This window comes from Lentimicrobiaceae bacterium (assembly GCA_023227965.1).
Taxonomy (GTDB): domain Bacteria; phylum Bacteroidota; class Bacteroidia; order Bacteroidales; family JALOCA01; genus JALOCA01.
In genome coordinates, this window is sequence record JALOCA010000005.1 from 26,103 (window position 1) to 47,406 (window position 21,304).

General features: G+C 38.7%; 16 protein-coding genes. 7 read left to right on the forward strand and 9 right to left on the reverse strand.

The annotated features are described in order from the left end of the window. The first annotated feature begins 29 nt into the window (after positions 1-29). Positions 30-1,091: a tRNA 2-thiouridine(34) synthase MnmA gene (gene mnmA, locus M0R21_02795; GenBank protein ID MCK9616741.1), complete on the forward strand. Its 1,062-nt coding sequence runs from the start codon at positions 30-32 to the stop codon at positions 1,089-1,091. Positions 1,092-1,326: 235 nt separating this feature from the next. Here the strand turns inward: mnmA and dinD are convergent, their stop codons facing one another. Then, positions 1,327-2,169, reverse strand: a complete 843-nt coding sequence (gene dinD, locus M0R21_02800; GenBank protein ID MCK9616742.1) for a DNA damage-inducible protein D — start codon at positions 2,167-2,169, stop codon at positions 1,327-1,329. A 389-nt stretch (positions 2,170-2,558) separates the two neighbouring features. On the opposite strand from dinD, the gene M0R21_02805 reads away from it, so the two are divergent. Together M0R21_02805 and M0R21_02810 are read left to right on the forward strand one after the other, a co-directional pair. Then, positions 2,559-3,905, forward strand: coding sequence for an MATE family efflux transporter (locus M0R21_02805; protein MCK9616743.1), 1,347 nt, complete (start codon positions 2,559-2,561; stop codon positions 3,903-3,905). Positions 3,906-4,027: 122 nt separating this feature from the next. Continuing rightward, entirely contained in the window at positions 4,028-5,167 is a 1,140-nt protein-coding gene (locus M0R21_02810; GenBank protein ID MCK9616744.1) for an iron-containing alcohol dehydrogenase, read from the forward strand. 43 nt (positions 5,168-5,210) lie between these two features. Here M0R21_02810 and M0R21_02815 read toward each other — a convergent pair whose 3' ends face one another. From M0R21_02815 to M0R21_02825, 3 genes are read right to left on the reverse strand one after another with little or no spacing between them, the layout of a single operon-like run. Next, entirely contained in the window at positions 5,211-5,672 is a 462-nt protein-coding gene (locus M0R21_02815; GenBank protein ID MCK9616745.1) for a hypothetical protein, read from the reverse strand. Between the two features lie 56 nt (positions 5,673-5,728). Next, entirely contained in the window at positions 5,729-6,979 is a 1,251-nt protein-coding gene (locus tag M0R21_02820) for a M56 family metallopeptidase (GenBank protein ID MCK9616746.1), read from the reverse strand. Continuing rightward, entirely contained in the window at positions 6,976-7,359 is a 384-nt protein-coding gene (locus M0R21_02825) for a BlaI/MecI/CopY family transcriptional regulator (protein ID MCK9616747.1), read from the reverse strand. Before M0R21_02825 ends, M0R21_02820 begins: the two co-directional genes overlap by 4 nt. A gap of 672 nt (positions 7,360-8,031) precedes the next feature. Between M0R21_02825 and kbl the strand changes: the two genes are divergently transcribed. The 4 genes from kbl to M0R21_02845 all read left to right on the forward strand — a co-directional run bounded on the left by kbl (position 8,032) and on the right by M0R21_02845 (position 13,896). Further along, positions 8,032-9,252: a glycine C-acetyltransferase gene (kbl, locus tag M0R21_02830; GenBank protein ID MCK9616748.1), complete on the forward strand. Its 1,221-nt coding sequence runs from the start codon at positions 8,032-8,034 to the stop codon at positions 9,250-9,252. Positions 9,253-9,808: 556 nt separating this feature from the next. Then, positions 9,809-10,252, forward strand: coding sequence for a hypothetical protein (locus M0R21_02835; GenBank protein ID MCK9616749.1), 444 nt, complete (start codon positions 9,809-9,811; stop codon positions 10,250-10,252). A gap of 60 nt (positions 10,253-10,312) precedes the next feature. Beyond that, positions 10,313-13,120 carry a PAS domain S-box protein gene (locus M0R21_02840; protein MCK9616750.1) on the forward strand — a complete coding sequence of 936 codons (2,808 nt, stop codon included), beginning with the start codon at positions 10,313-10,315 and terminating at the stop codon, positions 13,118-13,120. Between the two features lie 17 nt (positions 13,121-13,137). Next, complete coding sequence (locus M0R21_02845; GenBank protein MCK9616751.1) at positions 13,138-13,896, forward strand: LytTR family DNA-binding domain-containing protein; 759 nt, start codon at positions 13,138-13,140, stop codon at positions 13,894-13,896. Positions 13,897-13,957: 61 nt separating this feature from the next. On the opposite strand, the gene frr is transcribed toward M0R21_02845, so the two are convergent. Genes frr through secA form a run of 5 tightly spaced genes read right to left on the reverse strand, consistent with a single transcriptional unit; the run spans position 13,958 to position 21,112 of the window. After that, positions 13,958-14,521 (reverse strand): ribosome recycling factor, encoded by a 564-nt coding sequence (gene frr, locus M0R21_02850; protein ID MCK9616752.1) that lies wholly within the window; start codon positions 14,519-14,521, stop codon positions 13,958-13,960. A 57-nt stretch (positions 14,522-14,578) separates the two neighbouring features. Then, on the reverse strand, positions 14,579-15,283 hold the full coding sequence (pyrH, locus tag M0R21_02855; protein MCK9616753.1) for a UMP kinase: 705 nt from the start codon (positions 15,281-15,283) through the stop codon (positions 14,579-14,581). 59 nt (positions 15,284-15,342) lie between these two features. Then, a complete protein-coding gene (locus tag M0R21_02860; protein ID MCK9616754.1) occupies positions 15,343-17,325 on the reverse strand; it encodes a M28 family peptidase in 1,983 nt (660 codons plus the stop codon). Between the two features lie 10 nt (positions 17,326-17,335). Next, entirely contained in the window at positions 17,336-17,779 is a 444-nt protein-coding gene (locus M0R21_02865) for a hypothetical protein (protein MCK9616755.1), read from the reverse strand. A gap of 45 nt (positions 17,780-17,824) precedes the next feature. After that, positions 17,825-21,112, reverse strand: a complete 3,288-nt coding sequence (gene secA, locus M0R21_02870; GenBank protein MCK9616756.1) for a preprotein translocase subunit SecA — start codon at positions 21,110-21,112, stop codon at positions 17,825-17,827. Positions 21,113-21,304: the final 192 nt, after the last annotated feature.

Below are 21,304 nucleotides of genomic sequence, written 5' to 3' on the forward strand. Positions count from 1 at the left end.
TAAACCTTAAAACACGCAAGGAAAAAATTATGGAAATAGCAGCATTGGTCTCCGGCGGGGTGGACAGTTCGGTAATGCTTCACCTGCTGAAGGAACAAGGATACGATCCCACCATTTTTTATATCAAAATTGGCATGGACAACCAGGATGGCTGGGATTGTCCCTCGGAAGAGGACTTAGAAATCACTTCCTGGTTGGCTCATAACTATGGTTGCCGGATGGAGGTGGTGGATCTCCAGAAAGAATACTGGGACTTAGTGGTGGCTTATACCATTGATTCTGTGAAAAACGGCTTTACGCCCAACCCCGATGTAATGTGCAACCGGCTGATCAAATTCGGGGCGTTTGAGGAAAAATTCGGTAAAGACTTTGATAAAATAGCCACCGGACATTATGCTACCGTGGTGGAAGAAAACAATAAATTTTACCTTGGCACAGCCAAAGATCCCATCAAGGACCAGACGGATTTCCTGGCTCAGATCACCTATCATCAACTGTCGAAACTGATGTTCCCGGTTGGAAAGCTGATGAAAAAGGAAGTCCGCAGGATTGCTCTCGAAGCCGGCTTGCCCAGCGCCACCCGCAAGGATAGTCAGGGAATCTGTTTCCTTGGGAAGATCAATTACAACGATTTTATTAAACGTTTTATCGGCGAAAAGGAAGGTCCTATCATTGAACTGGAGACCGGCAAGCAACTGGGCACACACCAGGGTTTCTGGTTTCATACCATCGGTCAGCGCAAAGGATTGGGCTTAAGCCAGGGTCCCTGGTTTGTGGTTAAAAAGGACATCGAACAAAATATCGTTTACGTTTCCAACGGCTACGATCCCGTTTCGGCTTACGGAAAGGAAGTCAACCTGCAACATTTTAACTTTATCAGCGGCGATCCCTGGGGCGACTTCACGGGACTGATACCCGTTCGCTTCAAGATCCGCCATGTGTCGGGCTTTACCCAGGGACACATCGAAAAACAGGGTGACAATTACCGGATTATTTCTTCCGAACCGGTGCTTGGAATAGCTGCCGGGCAGTTTGGGGTGGTTTACGATGATGGGGCAAGGATTTGCTACGGAAGCGGGGTGATTGCTTAAGTAAAAATGGAGAAGTATGGTTGCAGAAGCGTCAATCTGAAATCTGCAATTGGCCAATCTGAAATTAAATTACCCCATTGAAAAGATAAATTCAATGATCCCAGACTTGGATTACCCAATCTGAAATCTAAAATCGGTTAATCTGCAATTCCCTTCCTCAATCTGAAATCTGCAATCTTAAATCTAAAATTTCCAGCTTCACTAAGCCGGTGATAATACTGGGAATAAGTGTTTATTATTTTTTTCTTGATTTTTTAGATTCTTTCAGCACTTTTTTATCATCACTGTCCAGTTTGCGCTGAATTTTCTTAACATCTTCTGCCGGTGGTAAATTTTCGGGTTGTATTCCCCGTTTTAGCAACATATTCCTAACTGCCTCATTATTGTCCACATGTTCTTTTTCAATGGGTATCTGGCCTTTCAGGTCTTTGTTTTGTACATTTAAGCTTGTCATTTCAGCAGCAAGATCTTTCGCTTTAATACTGATGGTTGGCAAGAAATCAGCCAAGGGTCGGTTTTCAGGTACTCCCAATTTCCTTTTAAGCTGATGAGTGTTCAACCTGAACAATGCCTGATCGCCTTTGGAGCGAATAATAGCGAACCCCTGGTTATCTATCCCTCGTTCATAGAGTGCCCCAGAAAGCTGGTTTTCGGTATGGCTGAGTTTTTCACGAGCTTTTACACGTTCAAATTCCAGTAATCTTTTTTCTACCAGTTCTGCCCTGCGGGTTTGTATGGCAAAATAGTTTTGTGCAAAGGCAATTTCGGCTTTACGACTGTCGCCATTTTGTGCTATAAGGTAACAAGCATATCTGGTAAGTAAGATGTCATCTATTACTTTTTCAGCACCTTTGGGCATAGGTATCGTTTTCCTGACGTCAGGAAAATGATCATCGGTTTGTTCACCAACTTTGATACATGCTTCCTTTGCCTTAGTTATTACCTTGTCAAAATTTTCCCATTTAGCATAACCCAGAAGTTTTTGCAATTCACGTGCACTCCAGCATTCAATTCCTTCAAGATCACTTGCCGCTGCTTCAAATTTATTAAATAATTCTTTTATTTCTTCCGTTTTCATTTTAGAATTTCCTTTTCAATTTACAATATCATTTAGCATATCTTTGGCTTCTTTTTGTAATTCATTGCTGTGATTTCTTCAATGCTACGTTAAGGAATATAGTTGTATAAGATAACGTGTATAAGAATTTCGACGGTTTCGAGATCGCTTTCGGCGGTTGATTGCCAGTAAATGATTTGTCTTTCGATAATAGTCATAACACCGTCTTCTTAACCGGAACACAAAGATAATGAAATTTTTTATGATTAGGTTTAGGGAACGTAATGCAAATCTGCAATCGGATAATCTGCAATTCCCTTCCTCAATCTGCAATCTAAAATAAGCTATCTTCCTTTTTATACCAAGTATTTTCCCGACCTTTGCATCTTCAAAAAAGGAAAAGAAAAAACATGCCGGATAAAAACAGTCCCAACATATTAGGAACCGAAAAGATTGGCAGGTTGCTGATGAAATATTCCATTCCGGCTATCATTGCTACGGCTGCTTCTTCGCTTTACAACATCATTGATCGTATTTTTATCGGTCATGGCGTTGGTCCGATGGCTATTTCGGGACTGGCGCTGACTTTTCCGCTGATGAATCTTGCCGCCGCCTTCGGTTCGCTGATCGGGGTAGGTGCCGCCACCATGGTTTCCATCCGGCTTGGCCAACGCAACCGCGAAGGTGCCACTGCTTTTCTTTGCAATGCTTTTATTTTGAATATAATCATAAGTATTGTTTACGCTGTCGTTATGTTCATTTTTCTGGACGACGTTTTATATGCCTTCGGGGCAAGTAAAGTTACACTTCCCTACGCCAGGAATTTTATGCAGATTATCCTTGCCGGTAATATTTTCACACACCTGTATTTCGGATTGAACAATATTATGAGGGCTTCCGGCTATCCCACCAAGGCGATGATCACTACGTTGCTCACGGTAGCTGTTAACCTGGTTCTTGCACCCTTGTTTATTTTTGTATTCAAATGGGGAATCCGTGGAGCGGCAACAGCTACCGTTTGTGCCCAGATGGTAGGCACTGCCTGGGTATTTATTCATTTTATGAGCAAAAGTAGTTATGTACATTTTGCAAAAGGATACTTTAAACTTAAAATGAAAGTTATCCTGGATATTTTTTCGATAGGCATGTCGAATTTCCTGATGCTTATCTGCGCTACCCTTGTTACTATTATTATGAATATAAGCCTGGCACATTATGGAGGCGATTATGCCATAGGTGCCTTTGGAATTATTAACAGCATTGGAGGCCTTTTTGCCATGATCGTACTGGGATTTAACCAGGGAATGCAGCCCATTGCCGGGTATAATTTTGGTGCGCGCCAGTTCGACAGGGTGATACGGGTTTTTAAAGCTACCCTGATAGCGGGAACCAGTGTTACGATTTTTGGTTTTTTATTAGCCGAAATCATTCCGCATTTTCTTGCTAATGCCTTTACCAGCGACCAGCAGTTGATCCATCTGGCTACGGTAGGTATGCGAATTTCGATAGTGATGTTTCCTATCGTTGGTTTCCAGATGGTAACCACTAATTTTTTCCAATCCATTGGTAAGGCAAAGATTTCCATTTTCCTTTCTTTGTCGCGCCAGGTGTTATTCCTGATTCCGGCATTGCTTCTTCTCCCCCATTTCTTTGGGCTGAATGGCGTTTGGGCGGCTCTGCCTTCTGCCGATTTCAGTTCCTCACTGATCACCCTGATGGTATTGCAATACCAGATTAAGAAAATCAGGTTGGCATAGCATATGGATCAAATGCCGCTGCAATCTACAATCAATTATTCTGAAATCGTTATTCATAAAACAGAACTAAATTGAACATTATTTAACAAATTTCGTTTGTCTAAAATTAAAATTATATAACCATGGAAAATTTCATTGCATACAATCCCACCGCCCTTCATTTTGGGAAAGATGTGGTAAACCAATTAGGTACAACAATAACTCAGTTCGGAAAAAAAGTTTTGTTGGTTTATGGTAAAGGCTCTGTAAAACGTTCAGGGCTTTACGATCGGGTAATGGCACAACTGCAAAGTGCAGGAGCCGAAGTAATAGAATATAGCGGCATAAAATCCAACCCTTTGGTAAAAGATGTGGATGCCGCCGCCGAATTAGGCAGAAAGCACCAGGTAGATGCCATTCTTGCAGTTGGAGGTGGAAGCACGATAGATTCGGCAAAAATTATTTCGATTGCCATCCCTGTAAATCATCCGGCATGGGATTTTTATGAAGGGAAAGCCAAACCGCAGACCTCTATTCCGCTGGTGGCTGTGCTTACCCTTGCAGCCACAGGAAGTGAAATGAATCCTTTTGCCGTTTTACAAAATCCTGAAACCGGCAGGAAAGATGGCTACGGGCACCCGCTTTTGTATCCTAAACATTCTTTCCTCGACCCGCAAAACACGATAAGCGTTCCTAAAAATTATACGGCATATGGCATTGCCGACCTGATAGCCCATAGCTTTGAAAACTATTTCGGTGCTGGAGAAACTACCCTTCCCGACCGTTTTGTGTTTGGTATTCTTGCCGAAGCTATGGAATATGGGCCGCAATTGCTGAATAACCTTACCGATTATACTTTACGGGAAAAAATAATGTACGCCGCTACTATGGCACTGAACGGGCTTACCCAGCATGGGAAAAAGTCAGGCGACTGGGGTGTGCACAGCATAGGTCATGTTTTATCGTTGTTGTACGATATTCCGCACGGAGCTTCCCTTTCCATTGCATATCCTGCTTGGTTTAAGTTGCACAAGGAAAAAGCTGCCGTGCAGATTGCCAAATTAGGTAAGAACCTTTTCGGTACAGAAGACGTTGACAAAACCATTGCCGGCTTTGAAGATTTCTTTAAAAAAATAGAATGTCCGGTATGCTTGTCGGAGGTTAACATTGGCAAACAGGAACATGATAAAATATTCGATTACCTGGTGCTAAATAAAGCAGGTGGAGCCAACTACCAACTTTCGGAAGAAGATTACAGAAAAATAATCCGATTAATGGCTTAGCTTTTTAGTTGTAAAGAATTGGAAATCCTTCGGAAACTATCAATTACTGATTGTTTTCGAGGGGTTCTCCTTTTAAAACTACCGGAGAATTTCCTTTGCTAAACATGGCAACAGTTTTCAGTTTCCGGTGTTTGCCATAAAATTTCCAGATTCCTTCCCAGTAATAATGGACATTGTATTCGGTATAATCCATTTTAGCCCAGCCTTTACGTGTAAGTTTATGGTGTTCGTCAAAGTATTTAACCTTGATATTATCCTTTAAAAATTTAAACTTTAACCTGACATTGCCATTCGTATGGTAGTAAAGGCAAACGCCGGTTTCTCTTCCATCTTTGTAATACTCTTTGCTAATGAGTGCTCCTTTATTTGTTGTATCCAAATAAGTAATCCACAGCCCCTGGCGTTGCCCTTTGCTGTCCCATTGATTCACTTTGTGTTTATAAAACTGAGCACCAACCGAAACGGAAATACAGAAAACAATCAGTAATAACAAATATTTTTTCATGATAAAAATTAAAAGAATAAAACCCTAACGTGCTCCGGGGTTTTGCTCAAATGCTGTTACTTATCTTTACTTATTGTGAATTTTATAGGCATATTAAACTGCACAGCAACATGTTTCCCACGTTGGCGACCAGGGTTCCATTTCGGCATCATGTTTACAACCCTCGCAGCTTCTGCATCACATTCCTTATTAAATCCGCGTAAAACCTTAACATTGGTAATTGTTCCATCGGCTTCTATAATAAAAGAAACAAAAACTGTCCCATGTATGCCATTTTTCTTGGCTGCTTCCGGATATTTAATGTTTTCAATAAAAAATTGTATTCTCGCTTCCTCTCCTCCCGGAAATGAAGGCTGTTCTTCAACAGCAGTATAAATCTTATTTTGCTTAGTGGTTTTTTTCTCCTTTTGAAATAGTGGAGAAGCTGTTTTTGAATTTACCGGTACATTGCCGCTAGTACGGAATGAGGAAAATACCATAGCCATACCTGCAATCAATGGCATCATCAACAATAACTTAAGTAATGCCAGTTTGTTTGATTTTGATTTTGTCATCATAATAAACCTCCTTTTAATAGAATGATTGAATTTGTTAATTAAAACCAGATGTGGCTGCCCTATAGCCATTCCGAGCAACAACTGCTGGTAATTTATTGTATTATGCCCCTGCAGCAGGACACCCCGATCGGCAAGATATTCATGGATATTACGTAAAGATTTATTGTACAGATAAATAAAAGGATTGAACCACAAAATAACTTTTAATGCTTCGGTAAATAAAACATCCAGCGTATGCCATTGGCGGACGTGCACTTTTTCGTGGGCAAGTATTTCCTCTGCATCTTTTTCTTCAGTATTTGATTGAATAAAAATCCGGTTGAAAAACGAAAATGGTGCTATTTCTACCTGAGTTTCAATAATCAAAAAGCCCCCTATGGGTTTTTTAATTCCTTTCTGTGAAAGCAGAAATATACGTAGTATATTGTATATTAGATATATAAATATGAAAATGCTGACAAATAGATAAATAATATCTGCCAAGCTAATATTGGGTGTTGACTTTTCTATTTGCTGCACACCTACCGATACCTGCCGGAGCAAAATATAGCTCAGAGCCGGATTTTCGGGAGCGTTTTCCATTATTGGAAAGTGAACTACAGGTAAAATAAAAGATAAAAGCAAGGAAATTAGCAAGTAAATGCGGTTAAGCATAAAAAAGGTTTCTTTACGGAGTAGAACCCAGTACAAGCCATAAAAAACGCCTGTACATAATGAAACCTTCAACAAATAAATGATTATTGCGTTCATGGGATTGTTTTTTTTTGTTTTTCAATTTCCAGTTCCATTATTTTTTTTATCTCTTCGAGATTTTCAATACTAAGATTGTTTTCGCGGGCAAAAAAGGAGACCAACTGCTGATACGAATTGCCGAAGTAGTTATTCATAAAACTTCCAAAATATTTTTTCGTATATTCTTTCCGGTTAATAACAGGGTAATATTCATAGGTTTTACCATATGCCTTATGCTCAATAAATCCTTTCTTTTCGAGAATACGAATAATGGTAGAAACGGTATTGTAGGCAGGTTTAGGTTCCGGCATTTGATCTATCACATCATTAACAAATCCCTTTTCCAGTTTCCAGATGATTTGCATGATTTGTTCTTCCGCTTTGGTGAGTTCTTTCATTTGTGTAGGACTTTAGTTATATAACTAAAATTTTAGTTATTTATTGTAAAGACAAAAGATCAGATTGCAAAAGTACAACTAATTTTTTAGTTATACAACTATTATTTTAGTTGATGTATAATTTATAAATATTTTAAATAATGCATAGGAAGTTTTTTATATGTTTCATAAACAGTAAGAAAAAATATACATATAAGGCAAATAAGAAAAAAACCTGCCAAAAACAGGATATAAAAAGAAATGGGAAATGTTTTTTTAACCGTTCATGGGAGCCGAGTCCTGTTCTGCCAAGATAATATAAACCTGAGTTCGGGATAAAATATATTTTGCATCTGCCTGATAATAACCCGTTAAGGATTTAATATTCATAGAAAGGATTTTTTATGAATTCTCCGTTAGGGGATCAATAATTAATGTCATACGAACAATCTTTTATAAAAAATCAATATTCTATTAATATTCACCGCCTGCAACGAAATGTAATATGCTGAAATATTACAAGAATGGTTTGCAACCTTAACCCGAACTCAGGTTACTATATTTTTTTGTACTCAACTTCCTGTAAAATATTTCGGATAAAAGCCGCAATAAATTAAACAATTTAATTGCATTTGTTTTACCTTTGCCCCGGTTAAAACACATTAAACTATTAATATCTAAAAATATAAAACCATGTACGAAAAATTTCAATCTTTCCTTCAGAAAGAATTAACTGACATCCGCGAAGCAGGTTTGTATAAAAATGAACGCATCATCGTTTCGCCACAAGGTGGAGAAATTACAGTCAGCACCGGACAAAAAGTGCTAAATTTCTGTGCTAACAACTATTTGGGATTGTCGAACAATCCAAAACTAATTGCTGCTGCCAAATCCGCTTTGGACACCCATGGTTACGGAATGTCATCTGTACGTTTCATCTGTGGTACCGGAGATTTGCACAAAAAATTAGAACAAAAAATTGCAGATTTCTTTGGTACAGAGGATACTATTTTATATGCTGCCTGTTTTGATGCCAATGGAGGAGTTTTTGAACCCCTGCTAAACGAAGAAGATGCTATAATTAGCGACTCCCTCAATCACGCATCCATTATTGATGGGGTACGGCTTTGCAAAGCCGTTCGTTATCGTTATGCCAATGCCAATATGGCTGATTTGGAAGAACAACTGAAGCTGGCTCAAGCACAACGTCACCGTTTGATCGTTACAGATGGTGTGTTTTCGATGGACGGTAATGTAGCCCCTCTGGACAAAATTTATGAACTGGCAAATAAATACGATGCTATGATAATGGTAGATGAATCCCATTCAGCCGGAGTAGTAGGTCGTACGGGCCGTGGCGTTACCGAGCTACACAACCTGAAAGGAAAAATTGAAATAATTACCGGTACATTAGGTAAAGCCTTTGGTGGAGCTATCGGAGGTTTCACTACCGGGAAAAAAGAAGTTATTGAAATGTTACGTCAACGTTCACGTCCTTACCTGTTTTCGAATTCCATTCCTCCTATGGTAGCTGCCGCAGGAATAAAAATGGTGGAAATGATGAGCGAAACCAACGAACTGCAGGATAAACTACACGCCAATACCGAGTATTTCAGCAAAAAAATGATAGAAGCCGGTTTTGATTGCAAGCCGACACAAAGTGCCATTGTTGCCGTTATGCTTTACGACGCTAAATTATCACAGGAAATGGCTGCCAAACTTCTCGGTGAAGGCATTTATGTAATCGGGTTCTATTACCCGGTTGTTCCTAAAGGGCAAGCCCGTATCCGGGTTCAGGTTTCGGCTGCACACGAACGTGAACACTTAGATAAGTGTATTGCCGCCTTTACCAAAGTGGGTAAAGAACTTGGAGTAATAAAAGAAAAAAAAGGCGGTTGCTCCTGCTGCAATTAATTTTTTTTCAGAATACTTATAACCTGAGTTCGGGATAAAATATGTTTTACATTTGACTGATAATAACTTGTTATGGTCTTAATATCAGTAGAAAGGGCTTTTTATTTTTTATAAATTCTCCGTTAGGAGATCAAACAATTAATGTCATACGAACAATCTTTTATAAAAAATCAATATTCTATTAATATTCATCGCCTGTGGCGAAATGTAACATGCTGAAATATTAAAAATGGTTTTCAGCAACCTTACTACGCCGAACCCGAGCGCAGATTAATAATTAACCTTCTGTTTTAGCACGACAGGAGGTTTTTTTATTCTCGTAATTTATTACTCAAAACTGGTAGTCAAAATGGATTAAATAAAAATCAGCAATAGCTACTATCTGAACAATCAACAATGATAAAAAGGAATTCAAATATTAAAATACTGTAATATGGCACCTTTTAACTGATTGCGGAAGCCATTCAACCGTTTTAAAACGGTATTCAACCAATGATTTTTGTTTCAGCAAAAACAATACTATAGTTTTGCATCTTGAATTAGGGATACACAATCAATGCATAATCATACATTTTTATTCAGGGAAAGAATTTGGTCAATTAATGGACTTTTTTATACTAACGATTCTGGTGCTGGTGGAACTCCCTGTGATGGGATGATAAAAATCACACACAAACCTAATATATGGCTTAATGAAGGAATACTGAAAATTCATTCGGAAATTGCCTGGGAACATGTAAACTTTTTTGAAATTATACCTTTTCAACCCGGTTACGATTTTTCTACCTTCCAATCCATGAATACTATTATGGGGAATCTTCATGGTAAAATTATGGTAATCCAAAATGCTATAATTACTTCTTTTTCTTCCGAAAATTCTATTTTTACTGGTGTAGAAACGTTAGTAAAGATTGATAATGAAAATTATAACGATTACGGTTATGTATTTATGGAAGATAAAAAATTAGGTTCCTGGGCAATTTCTTTACACGGCATATAATATCTATGTGTTCTCTGAAATTAATTTTCTTTTATATTTGTTCTTTGATCCACAAAAAACATGTCTTTTCTTTTTTTCGATAGAGTCAGGGAACTGCAGCAAATAAACCGGAAACGTGAATTTATAGAATTCAGGGAACAAAACATTAAGAATATATTCATTACAATTACATTTGCCGGCATAGCCATTGTCTTTTTCTTTCATATTTTCGATACAATAAACGATTTTCCACGCATCCATGAAATGTTTATTGCCAAGATTGCTATTTCCACTATTTTATTAATTAATTTATCTTTAGTACTTTTTTTTAATACAAGAAAAGTATATATTTTATTTCTATATTTTGGTTTCTACCAAACAGCCTTTTTTTGTACACTTATATCTCATTATACTGGTGGTCTGAGCAGTACATACTGGGGAGGACTTATTTTAATGCTTATTATCTGGCATTCAATTATACCTATTAATTATAAATTACTCGATTTTCATGGTACTATTTTTATAGTTCAATATCTTGTTATTTTATTTTATTTTGAACCCAAACCTGTGTACTGGGAATACTTTTGGGAAGGAACATTTTTTCTTCTGGGGACACACTTTGTGGGAATGGTAGCCGGCTTTCTGAATAATCAATCGGATGCACTGTTATTTAAGAATCAGGAAGTAATTCAGCAAACTCGCTCGGCACTTACGAAATCGGAACTGTTATACCAAACACTGATAAATAATGCAAACGACGGAATCTTTATTACGCAGGATAACGTTTTTAAATTTGTAAATGCCTCTTTTTGTGAAATTACGGGTTATACAGAAAACGAACTGATAAATAAGCCTTTTAACGATCTCATTATTCCCGAAGATCATCAAAAACTGATGGAAATCCATTTAAAAAGGATGAGAGGCGAAAAAGTACCCAGCATTTATTCTACCCAAGGAGTAGCCAAAGACGGAAGAAAAATTCATCTTGAATTTAACAGCAATACCATTGAGTTGGACGGACGCCCTGCTTCATTTGTTATCATGCGTGATGAAACGCAGCATATTCTATCAGAGCAAGCAATTAAAGAAAGCGAAGAAAAATACAAATTGCTCGTAGAAAGGGCTAACGATGGAATTGTCATTCTTCAGGATGGAATAGTTGTATTTATCAACCAAATGATGGCAAATATTCTGGGATTTGAAGTTACAAATATGCTCAATACCCCTTTTATAAATTATCTTGCGCCCGAAGAAGTGGAAAGAATATATCAATACTATTTACAACGGCTGGCAGGTATTTCAGTTCCATCAATTTATGAATCGGTGCTCGTTGACAAATCCAGGATACTTAAAGCCGTAGAGTTCAACAGCAGCATTATTAATTTCAAGGGCAAGCCAGCCACGCAGGTATTTATCCGTGATATCACCGAACGGAAAAATGCCGAACAAGCATTGAAGGAAAGTGAAGTTCGCTACAGAGAAATGGCAGACTTCCTCCCACAAATGATTTATGAAGTAAATATTGATGGAACCGTTTCCTTTATCAACAGAACTGGTATCGAACAAATCGGGTATTCGTACGATGAAATCCTGCAGGGTATTCACATTTCGCAATTCGTAATTCCGGAACAACGTAAAGAACTATTAGAAAACCTTAAGGCGACTCTACTGGGTGGAGAACCAAGCAAAGCAAAAGAATTCACTGCCTTACGAAAAGATGGAAGTACATTCCCCATAATGGTTTATGATTCTCCTATTTACAAAAAAGGGGTTGTGGTTGGCAACCGGGGAACCGTGGCGGATATTTCTCTCAGGAAAAAAGCAGAAGAAGAACTAAGAAATGTAAACCAACGGCTTACTTTCCACATCTATAAAACTCCGCTTGCTTATATTGAGTGGAATTCAACCTTAGAAGTGGTGGAATGGAATCCGACAGCAGAAAAGATTTTTGGATTTACGCATTCCGAAGCCATAGGAAAACATGCGTACGATTTAATTGTCCCGGAAGAAATAAAAGACACTATCAACGAAGTTCTTGACGATATCATTAACGAAAAAGGGGGCGCATTTAATGTAAACGAAAATATTACCAAAGATGGAAAGATAATCATCTGTCAATGGTACAATACTCCGTTAAAAGACCATAACGGTAAGGTTATAGGTTTGGCTTCGTTGGTTCAGGATATTACACAACGTAAACAATTAGAAGCGGAATTAGAAAAAACACTAGCAACCCTCGAAAAAAAGCATATGGCAACGGTAGAAAAAATGCAAAGTTACTTTACCGAACTTCAAATAAAAAAGAACGAGTTGCTGCATATGCAAAAAGAAAACCTTCAAAGCCAATTCGAAACACTTAAAAACCAGGTAAACCCTCATTTTTTATTCAATAGCCTGAACGTGCTGGCTTCGCTAATCAGCGTTGACCCCGATCTTGCAGAACAATTTACCGGCAAACTATCAAAAATTTACCGCTACGTTCTTGAACATAAATCTGATGACCTAGTATCGCTCCAAACGGAAGTGGATTTTCTGAATGCCTATGTTTTTCTACTTAGCATCCGTTTTTCCAACAAACTTGTTGTAAATATTTCCATACCCGACGACAAATCCGAGCTTACCCTCCCCCCTCTTGCCTTGCAATTACTTATCGAAAATGCTATAAAACACAACGTTTTTTCTACAAAATCACCATTAATCATTGATATATTTATTGACAGCGAAAACTATCTTAACATTGTAAACAATTTACAAAAACGTGAACAACATATTGAAACAACCCATATAGGTTTAGTAAATATTGCTAACCGGTATCGTTTTTTCACTGATAAACCCACCCAATTTGGTATAGAAGGCGATAAATTTATCGCACGAATTCCGCTTATTTAACCTTTAATTTTTTCGCCATGCAAATCGTAATAATAGAAGATGAAAAATTAGCCGCTAATTACCTTGAAAAAATGATTTTAAAGTTTGATAATAACATCAAAGTATTAGCCAAGCCGGAATCTGTTGAAGAAGCCATTACCTGGTTTACAACCCACAAAGAGCCTGATCTGATTTTTTTGGATATTCATCTTGAAGACGGACTGAGTTTTTCCATCTTTGAAAAGGTTTCCGTTAAATCTCCTATAATTTTTACTACGGCGTATGACGAGTATGCCATTAAAGCTTTTTCATTGAAAAGCATTGATTATCTGCTTAAACCTATACAACAGGAAGAACTTAACAGAAGCATAGAAAAATACAGGGAGTGGAATTCGGCAAATACGAAAGAAATAAATATTCAAGAATTGTACGATCTTCTTTCGGCTAAAAATCCGAATTATAAAGAACGTTTTTCAATACATGTTGGGCAAAAAATAAGAACTATTTCTGTTGACGACATTGCCTATTTTTATTCAGAAGAGAGCATAACATTCGTGGTAACCAACGATAAAGCTGAATATGCCTTAGATTACAGTCTCGAAGAATTAGGTGAGATGTTGAATCCCAAAGATTTTTTCCGTATCAACCGGCAGTACCTCATTAAGCTGAAAGCAATTAAAAACATCCATGTTTTCCCGAAAAGCCGGTTAAAAATTGAGCTAAATCCCCCTGCTGCAAAAGAAGTTTTTGTCAGTATTGATAAAATTACCCGTTTCAAACAATGGTTAAATACCTGAAAATAAAAAATCCGGTAAGAACCGGATTTAATCACAATTTATTCTTTTACGAAGCAACAGTTTATACTGTCATGATATCCTTTTCTTTGGCTTCAACAATTTTATCAATTTTTAAAATATAGCCATCGGTGGTGGTTTGAATGTCTTTTTCGAGATTTTTTATTTCATCTTCGGGGATACCTTCTTTTTCGAGATTTTTTGCAGATTCATTGGCTTGCCTGCGGATATTTCTGATACTTACGCGGGCAATTTCTCCCTCATTTTTTACACGTTTTACCATTTCTTTACGGCGTTCCTCTGTTGGCGGGGGAACATTGATTCGCAAAATTTCACCATTGTTTTGCGGATTAAAACCTAGATTGGCTGCCATAATGGCTTTTTCTATAGGAACCAACATGTTTTTTTCCCAAGGCTGAACAATAATTTGCCGGGGGTCGGGAGTGTTAATATTGGCTATTTGTTCAATAGGAGTAGGTGCACCATAATAATCCACCTTTACCCCTTCCAGCATTTGAGGGTTGGCTTTTCCTGCACGTATTTTATGTAATTCGCGCTCGAGGTGTGCAAGTGCATTTTGCATTCCTTCTTTGGCTTCTTCCAGTATAAACAGAGTTTCTTCGTTCATGGTACTGTGATTGAATTGTGCAAAAATAAATAAAGCTTTTTTATTTTTTGCTATCTTTTAATACACCAATGAACCAATTTTTTCACCGGATACAATTTTTTTCAGATTTCCGGGGGTATTCATATCGAAAACAATTATGGGCATATTATTTTCACGGCAGAGGGTAAATGCTGTTAAATCCATAATATTTAGCCCCTTTGCATATGCTTCATCAAAACGAAGAGTCGCAAATTTGGTTGCTGTGGGGTCTTTTTCCGGATCGGCGGTATACACACCGTCAACGCGGGTACCTTTCAATATAACATCGGCTTTGATTTCGATTGCGCGAAGTGAAGCTGCAGTATCGGTTGTGAAATAAGGATTTCCGGTTCCCCCGCCTATAATTACCACATGTGAAGATTCAAGATATTCTATTGCTTTGCTGCGGCTCATGGCTTCTGCTATGGGCTGGATGGCAATCCCGGAAAGTAATTTTGTATTTACCCCCATAGATTGCAATGCCGACTGCAGAGCCATGCTGTTGATAACGGTAGCAAGCATGCCCATATAATCGCCCTGTACACGGTCATATCCTTCCGAACTTCCTTTTAATCCCCTGAAAATATTACCTCCGCCTATTACTATAGCAACCTGTACTTTTTCATTAGCAATGGACTTTATATCACAGGCATATTGTTCAAGTCTTTCTGTATCAATACCATATTGTTTATTACCCATAAGGGCTTCACCGCTGAGTTTTAATAAAATTCTTTTGTACAACATTTTTTAATCTTTATTGTGTATTGGTAAATTTTGGGCGCTTGCTTGTTATTAGTTGTTGGTTATTTGATCAGGCATATTTTTCGGGTTTCTATTCCTTTATTTGTTTGTATTCTTATAAAATAGGTTCCGCCAACCAGATTTTGTGTATGCATTTTATGGATATACATTCCTTTAGATATGTTACCTTTATATATATCTGCAACTTTGTTTCCCATCATGTTGAAAATGGCTACATCAACAATAGTAGGATTTTTTATTTCATACGTAACAACAAATGCTGAGGAAGCGGGATTGGGGAAAACGGAAAGATTGCAGGTTTCGGAGTTAATCGGGATGGTGATTCCTGAAATGTCAACTGAATATTGCAGATGCAGGCAGTAGCCGGTTAAATTGCCATAATCTCCGGGTCCGTTATCGCTTACTTTAAGTAGCCAATTACCATTTACGGGCTCACCGTCGAAAACAGTTAAAGGTTCTTCGGGGGTAAAACTTCCGGTGTAAGGAGGATATCCGTTTGTAATAGCTACTGAGGCTTCGTCGTCGAACACGGTTTGTATGTATGCATTGGCATTGCCTCCGTTTCCGTTGCTAAGCGCTACTTCGTTTCCTTCGGGTGAAAGGACGGCAATATCCAAATCGCCGATATAGGTATGGTCAATAGATATTTCGACATTTACATCAAAAACAACTCCCTGTACATTAACGGGAATAGTATCGTAAGTTACTTCCTGGTCGGTAAGGGAAACCGGAATATTCTCAGAACAGAATGTGTTGGATACAATATTTGCTACCTGATAAATAAATACATCCTCCGGAGATTGTGTACCAGGAGGGTTCAACCCTTTTCCTCCGCCAGGCAGGGTAGCCACAAAATTAGTTGCCAAATCCTGCAGGGCAAAATAATATTTTACAGTAGTTCCTATGGGTTGCCCGGGTAAAGTGTAAGTATAGTTATTTTGTTTTGTTTGCGTGGCATGTAGTACATTATAATCCTGGTTGTTTACAGAATAGTATAACAGTGGATCATTAGGAGATTGGGCAACTGGGTAAGAAGAGGTAACGGCAAAAACAGCCTGGCGGGCAGAGGTATCGTTCCCCGAAATTAGAGGCGTATGTTGTATGTCAACGCTATAGTCACATGCAAAGGCAGCCATTGTTGCTACGGCTGCCTGTACCATTGTTTTAAAATAGGGAACATTGATAGTTTCAAACTTGTCGTTAGTGGTATGGTAATACGCATTGAAATCATCCATATTTTCTATGGAAAGTAATGCGGGGTAGCCCTGATCCCAAAAAGAGGAATGGTCGCTTGCAGTGACATACATTTCACTTTCTGAGAGCTGAGGTGTATAATTTCTTAAAACGGAAGAAAACTTATCTGACAGTTCCTGTGACTGGTCGTCAACAGCTACCGAGAGTTTGAAATCGTTATCCGAATCCCATGCAATCATATCAAGATTAAGAACGCCAAGTATTTCTGCACCTGCATTTTTTACTGAATCGGCATAGTATGCACTCCCCACCAAACCTATTTCTTCGGCATCCCAAGCAGCAAAAATTAATGTATAGTCGAAATTATGGGGCGAAAGTAATCGTGCTGCTTCTATTACAGCAACGGTTCCTGAGGCATTGTCGTCGCAGCCCGGGGCAAGACTTCCCGAAGGCATATCGTCGTAATGCGCACAAATAATGAATTGCTTTTCGGGATAGAGTGTCCCGGGTTTTACAGCAATAATATTGGTTCCGCCACTTTGAAAATTCTGATAGTAAGGCGATAATCCGGAACTTTCAAATTTTTCAAAAATGTATTGTGCAGCTTTTGCATTTTGCGGAGAGGAATAATAGCGCGAAGTTATTGTATAAGGCTGACCACCAATCAGTGTAGAGGTATCTCCGCTAAGTTCCCTCACCGTAAGTGAAACGCTTTGTTCCGTAACAAGCCGGCTGATGGAATCAATCCGAGGGCTGTATCCGTATTGGGCAAAAGAAAAAAGATGTATACTAAAAACAAGCAAAAAGGAATACAATATTTTGTACTTCATACACAGTAAATTAAAATTTAGGAATAAAAGGAGTATAGGGGTCTGGCAATTTTTCGAACATTACTAAAAACTTTTTTATTTGGTCGTCAACTGGGAATGAACTGTAAAAGTAATAGGAAATACCGCCACGCATCCCGATACGGAGTGTATCCTGGGTAATAAAAAAATGCCGGGTTGAATCGGAGTCATGCCGTTCAATCCGGAAGCTATTGGATTGTCCGGTAATTCTGTAAATTTTCCAGACGTTTAATGAATCAAAAATGATGGTAGCCCTACTCTCAACATAGGATTTTAGTGGAATATATAAAATAAATTTATCCGGAGGGTTTGTAATATCGGCATAATTTGAAAAAATGGGGATGTCTTTGTACAAGCTGCTGCTTTCATCGTTGCATGAATACCAACACACTACTGAACAACTCAGCAAAAGTGCTGCTAAAAGGATACGTTTCATAGCTTTTCGTACAATAAATAGTTTTACGGGCTAAAGATAGTTTTTTTATTCTTCGCTTCCGTGGCAGTTTTTGTATTTTTTTCCACTTCCACAAGGGCAAGGTTCGTTTCTTCCAATTTTTTTCTCAACATGGACAGGCTGCGAAGCATGTTGTTCCTGTGTATTTCGTGCGGCAGCAGGCAAATCTGTACGTTCCTCTTTCATCCGGCTACGGTCGGTACTATGAGGAACATGTGCTTCTCTTACATTGCCTTCTTCGACGGGCATTTTATATTTTACCAAAAAAGAGATTACATCTTTATTGATTTTTTGTACCAGGTTTTTAAAGAGTTCAAATGCTTCGAATTTATAAATCAGCAAGGGGTCTTTTTGTTCGTAGGTTGCAGTTTGTACTGACTGTTTTAGGTCGTCTACTTCGCGAAGGTGTTCTTTCCAGGCTTCATCAATCACGCTAAGCGTTACCCATTTTTCTATCGAGAGTACAATTTCCCTACCGTTGTCTTCGTAAGCTTTTTTCAGGTTGGTAATAACATTCAGCGATTTGTGTCCGTCGGTAACAGGCAGGAGGATATTTTCGTACTGGTGTTCGTTTTCATATACCTGTTTCACAATAGGAAATGTACGACTGGCAACAACAGCACATTTATCTTTATAATATTTATATACTTTTTCAAAAAGTACAGACTGTAGTTCATCGCGATTACCCGAGAAAAATTCTTTTTCATCAAAGGGAGAATCGGTGCCAAAAGTTTTCAGCAGTTCAAGTCGAAACCCCTCAAAATACCTATTTTCCTGGAAATCGCCAATTATCATTTCGCACACATCGAACATCATATTTTTTATATCGAGGGCAAGACGTTCGCCGAAGAGGGCGTGGTGTCTTTTTTGGTAGATTACTTCGCGTTGCGAATTCATAACGTCATCGTATTCAAGCAATCGTTTACGAATACCAAAGTTATTTTCTTCCACTTTCCTCTGTGCCCGTTCAATGGATTTAGTAATCATGGAATGCTGGATGACTTCGCCCTCCTTTAAACCCAGTCTGTCCATAATACCTGCAATACGGTCGGAACCAAACATTCGCATCAGGTCATCTTCGAGTGAAACGAAAAATTGAGAACTACCTGGGTCGCCCTGGCGTCCGGAACGTCCGCGCAACTGTCTGTCAACGCGCCGACTTTCGTGTCGTTCGGTACCAAAAATTGCCAACCCTCCGGCTTCTTTTACACCTTTGCCCAATTTTATATCGGTACCACGGCCTGCCATATTGGTTGCTATGGTTACTTTTCCGGCAATACCCGCTTCGAGTACAACCTGTGCTTCGCGTTGATGGAGTTTTGCATTCAATACATTATGCGAAATGTTTTTACGTTTTAGCATCCGGCTGAGCAATTCGGAAGTTTCTACCGAGGTAGTTCCCACCAGAACAGGGCGTCCTTTTTGTACCAGTGTTTCAATTTCGTCAATTACGGAATTAAATTTTTCACGTTTGGTTTTGAATACAAAATCTTCGCGGTCGTCGCGAATTACAGTGCGGTTTGTAGGAATCACCACTACGTCAAGCTTGTATATATCCCAGAATTCGCCAGCTTCCGTTTCGGCAGTCCCGGTCATACCAGCCAGTTTGCTATACATCCTAAAATAATTTTGCAGGGTAATGGTGGCATAAGTTTGCGTGGCTTCTTCCACTTTCACGTTTTCTTTGGCTTCAATAGCCTGATGCAAACCGTCGGAATATCTCCTTCCTTCGAGAATACGACCGGTTTGTTCGTCCACTATTTTTACCTTGTTATCCATTACCACGTATTCCACATCTTTTTCAAAAAGAGCATAGGCTTTCAATAGCTGATGCACGGTATGCACTCTGTCGGACTTTACCGAATAATCGGCTAAAAGGCTGTTTTTCTTTTCTAACTTTTCAGGTTCGGAAAGGAGCGATTTTTCCAATTCGGCAATTTCGGCTCCTATGTCTGGCAGAATATAAAAATTGGGGTCGTCGTAAGAAGTAGTAATCAGGTCAATTCCTTTTTCGGTGAGGTCAACCGAATTATTTTTTTCATCAATAACAAAGAATAACTCATCGTCAATCAGGTGCATATTTTTTTGCTGTTCCTGCAAATAATAGTTTTCGGTTTTGTGCATCAGTACTTTCATACCGGGTTCGCTGAGGAATTTGATAAGGGCGTTGTATTTGGGTAGCCCTCTGTAAGCCCTGAAAAGAAGCTCACCACCTTTTTTTTCTTCGTCTCCCTGGGGATTTGTAGATAAAATTCTCTTGGAATCAGCAAGTAATTGGTTTACGAAACGTTTTTGGGCATCATATAATTTGAGTATCTGGGGTTTTAACTCGTCAAATTCTTGTTTGTCTCCTTTAGCAGTAGGTCCGGAAATAATCAACGGGGTACGGGCATCATCAATTAAAACAGAGTCCACTTCGTCCACAATAGCGTAATTGTGTTTTCGTTGCACAAGTTCTTCCGGATTGCGTGTCATATTATCACGGAGATAATCGAATCCGAATTCGTTGTTAGTTCCGTAGGTAATGTCGGCTAAGTAGGCATTTCGTCTTGCTTCGGAATTAGGCTCGTGCTTGTCAATGCAATCCACCTTCAATCCATGAAATTCTAAAAGCATTCCCATCCATTCAGAGTCACGTTTTGCCAGATAGTCGTTTACGGTAACAATATGTACTCCTTTGCCTGGCAAAGCGTTAAGATAAACGGGAAGGGTAGCTACGAGGGTTTTTCCTTCCCCTGTTGCCATTTCCGAAATTTTACCCTGGTGTAGCACAATTCCTCCTATCAATTGTACATCGTAGTGTACCATATCCCAGGTTATCAGGTTTCCACCTGCCATCCATGAGTTTTTATAATAGGCTTGGTGTCCGATAATATTTACGTTGTCGCGCACTGCAGCTAAGTCGCGGTCGCGGTCAGTAGCAGAAACAACCACTTCTTCATTTTCTTTAAATCTGCGTGCCGTTTCTTTCATTACAGAAAATGCTTCAGGTAAAATTTCGTTCAAAATCTCCTGTGTTTTTCTGTAATTTTCTTTTTCCAGTATGTCTATCTTCTGATAAATCTTTTCTTTATCATCAATATCCATATCGTATTCGTTTTCAATACGGTTTCTCAACTCGGCAATTTGTCTTTCTTCTTCGGAAACGAATTGTTGGATTCTTTCACGAAATTCGACAGTTTTATTTCTCAGTTCATCGTTTGTAAGGGGAGCAATAATTTGATAGGCGGCATGGATTTTATCAGTAAGTGGCATGATTTCTTTTACATCACGATCCGACTTGGTTCCCAGAAATTTTTTTAAGAAACTCAGCATAATTATAGGTTTAATAGTGCAGAAAGCTGCAAATTTAGATTAATTTTTTAACCCTTGCATGAAAACCGTGCCAAAAGCGCAAGTTTGGCAAATTGGCAATAAGTTGGATTGATTACACCCAAAGTCAGCTTACGATTTTATCCAATCAGGAAAAGGGAAAAACAAATGCGATACTGAGGTGTACCGCATTTG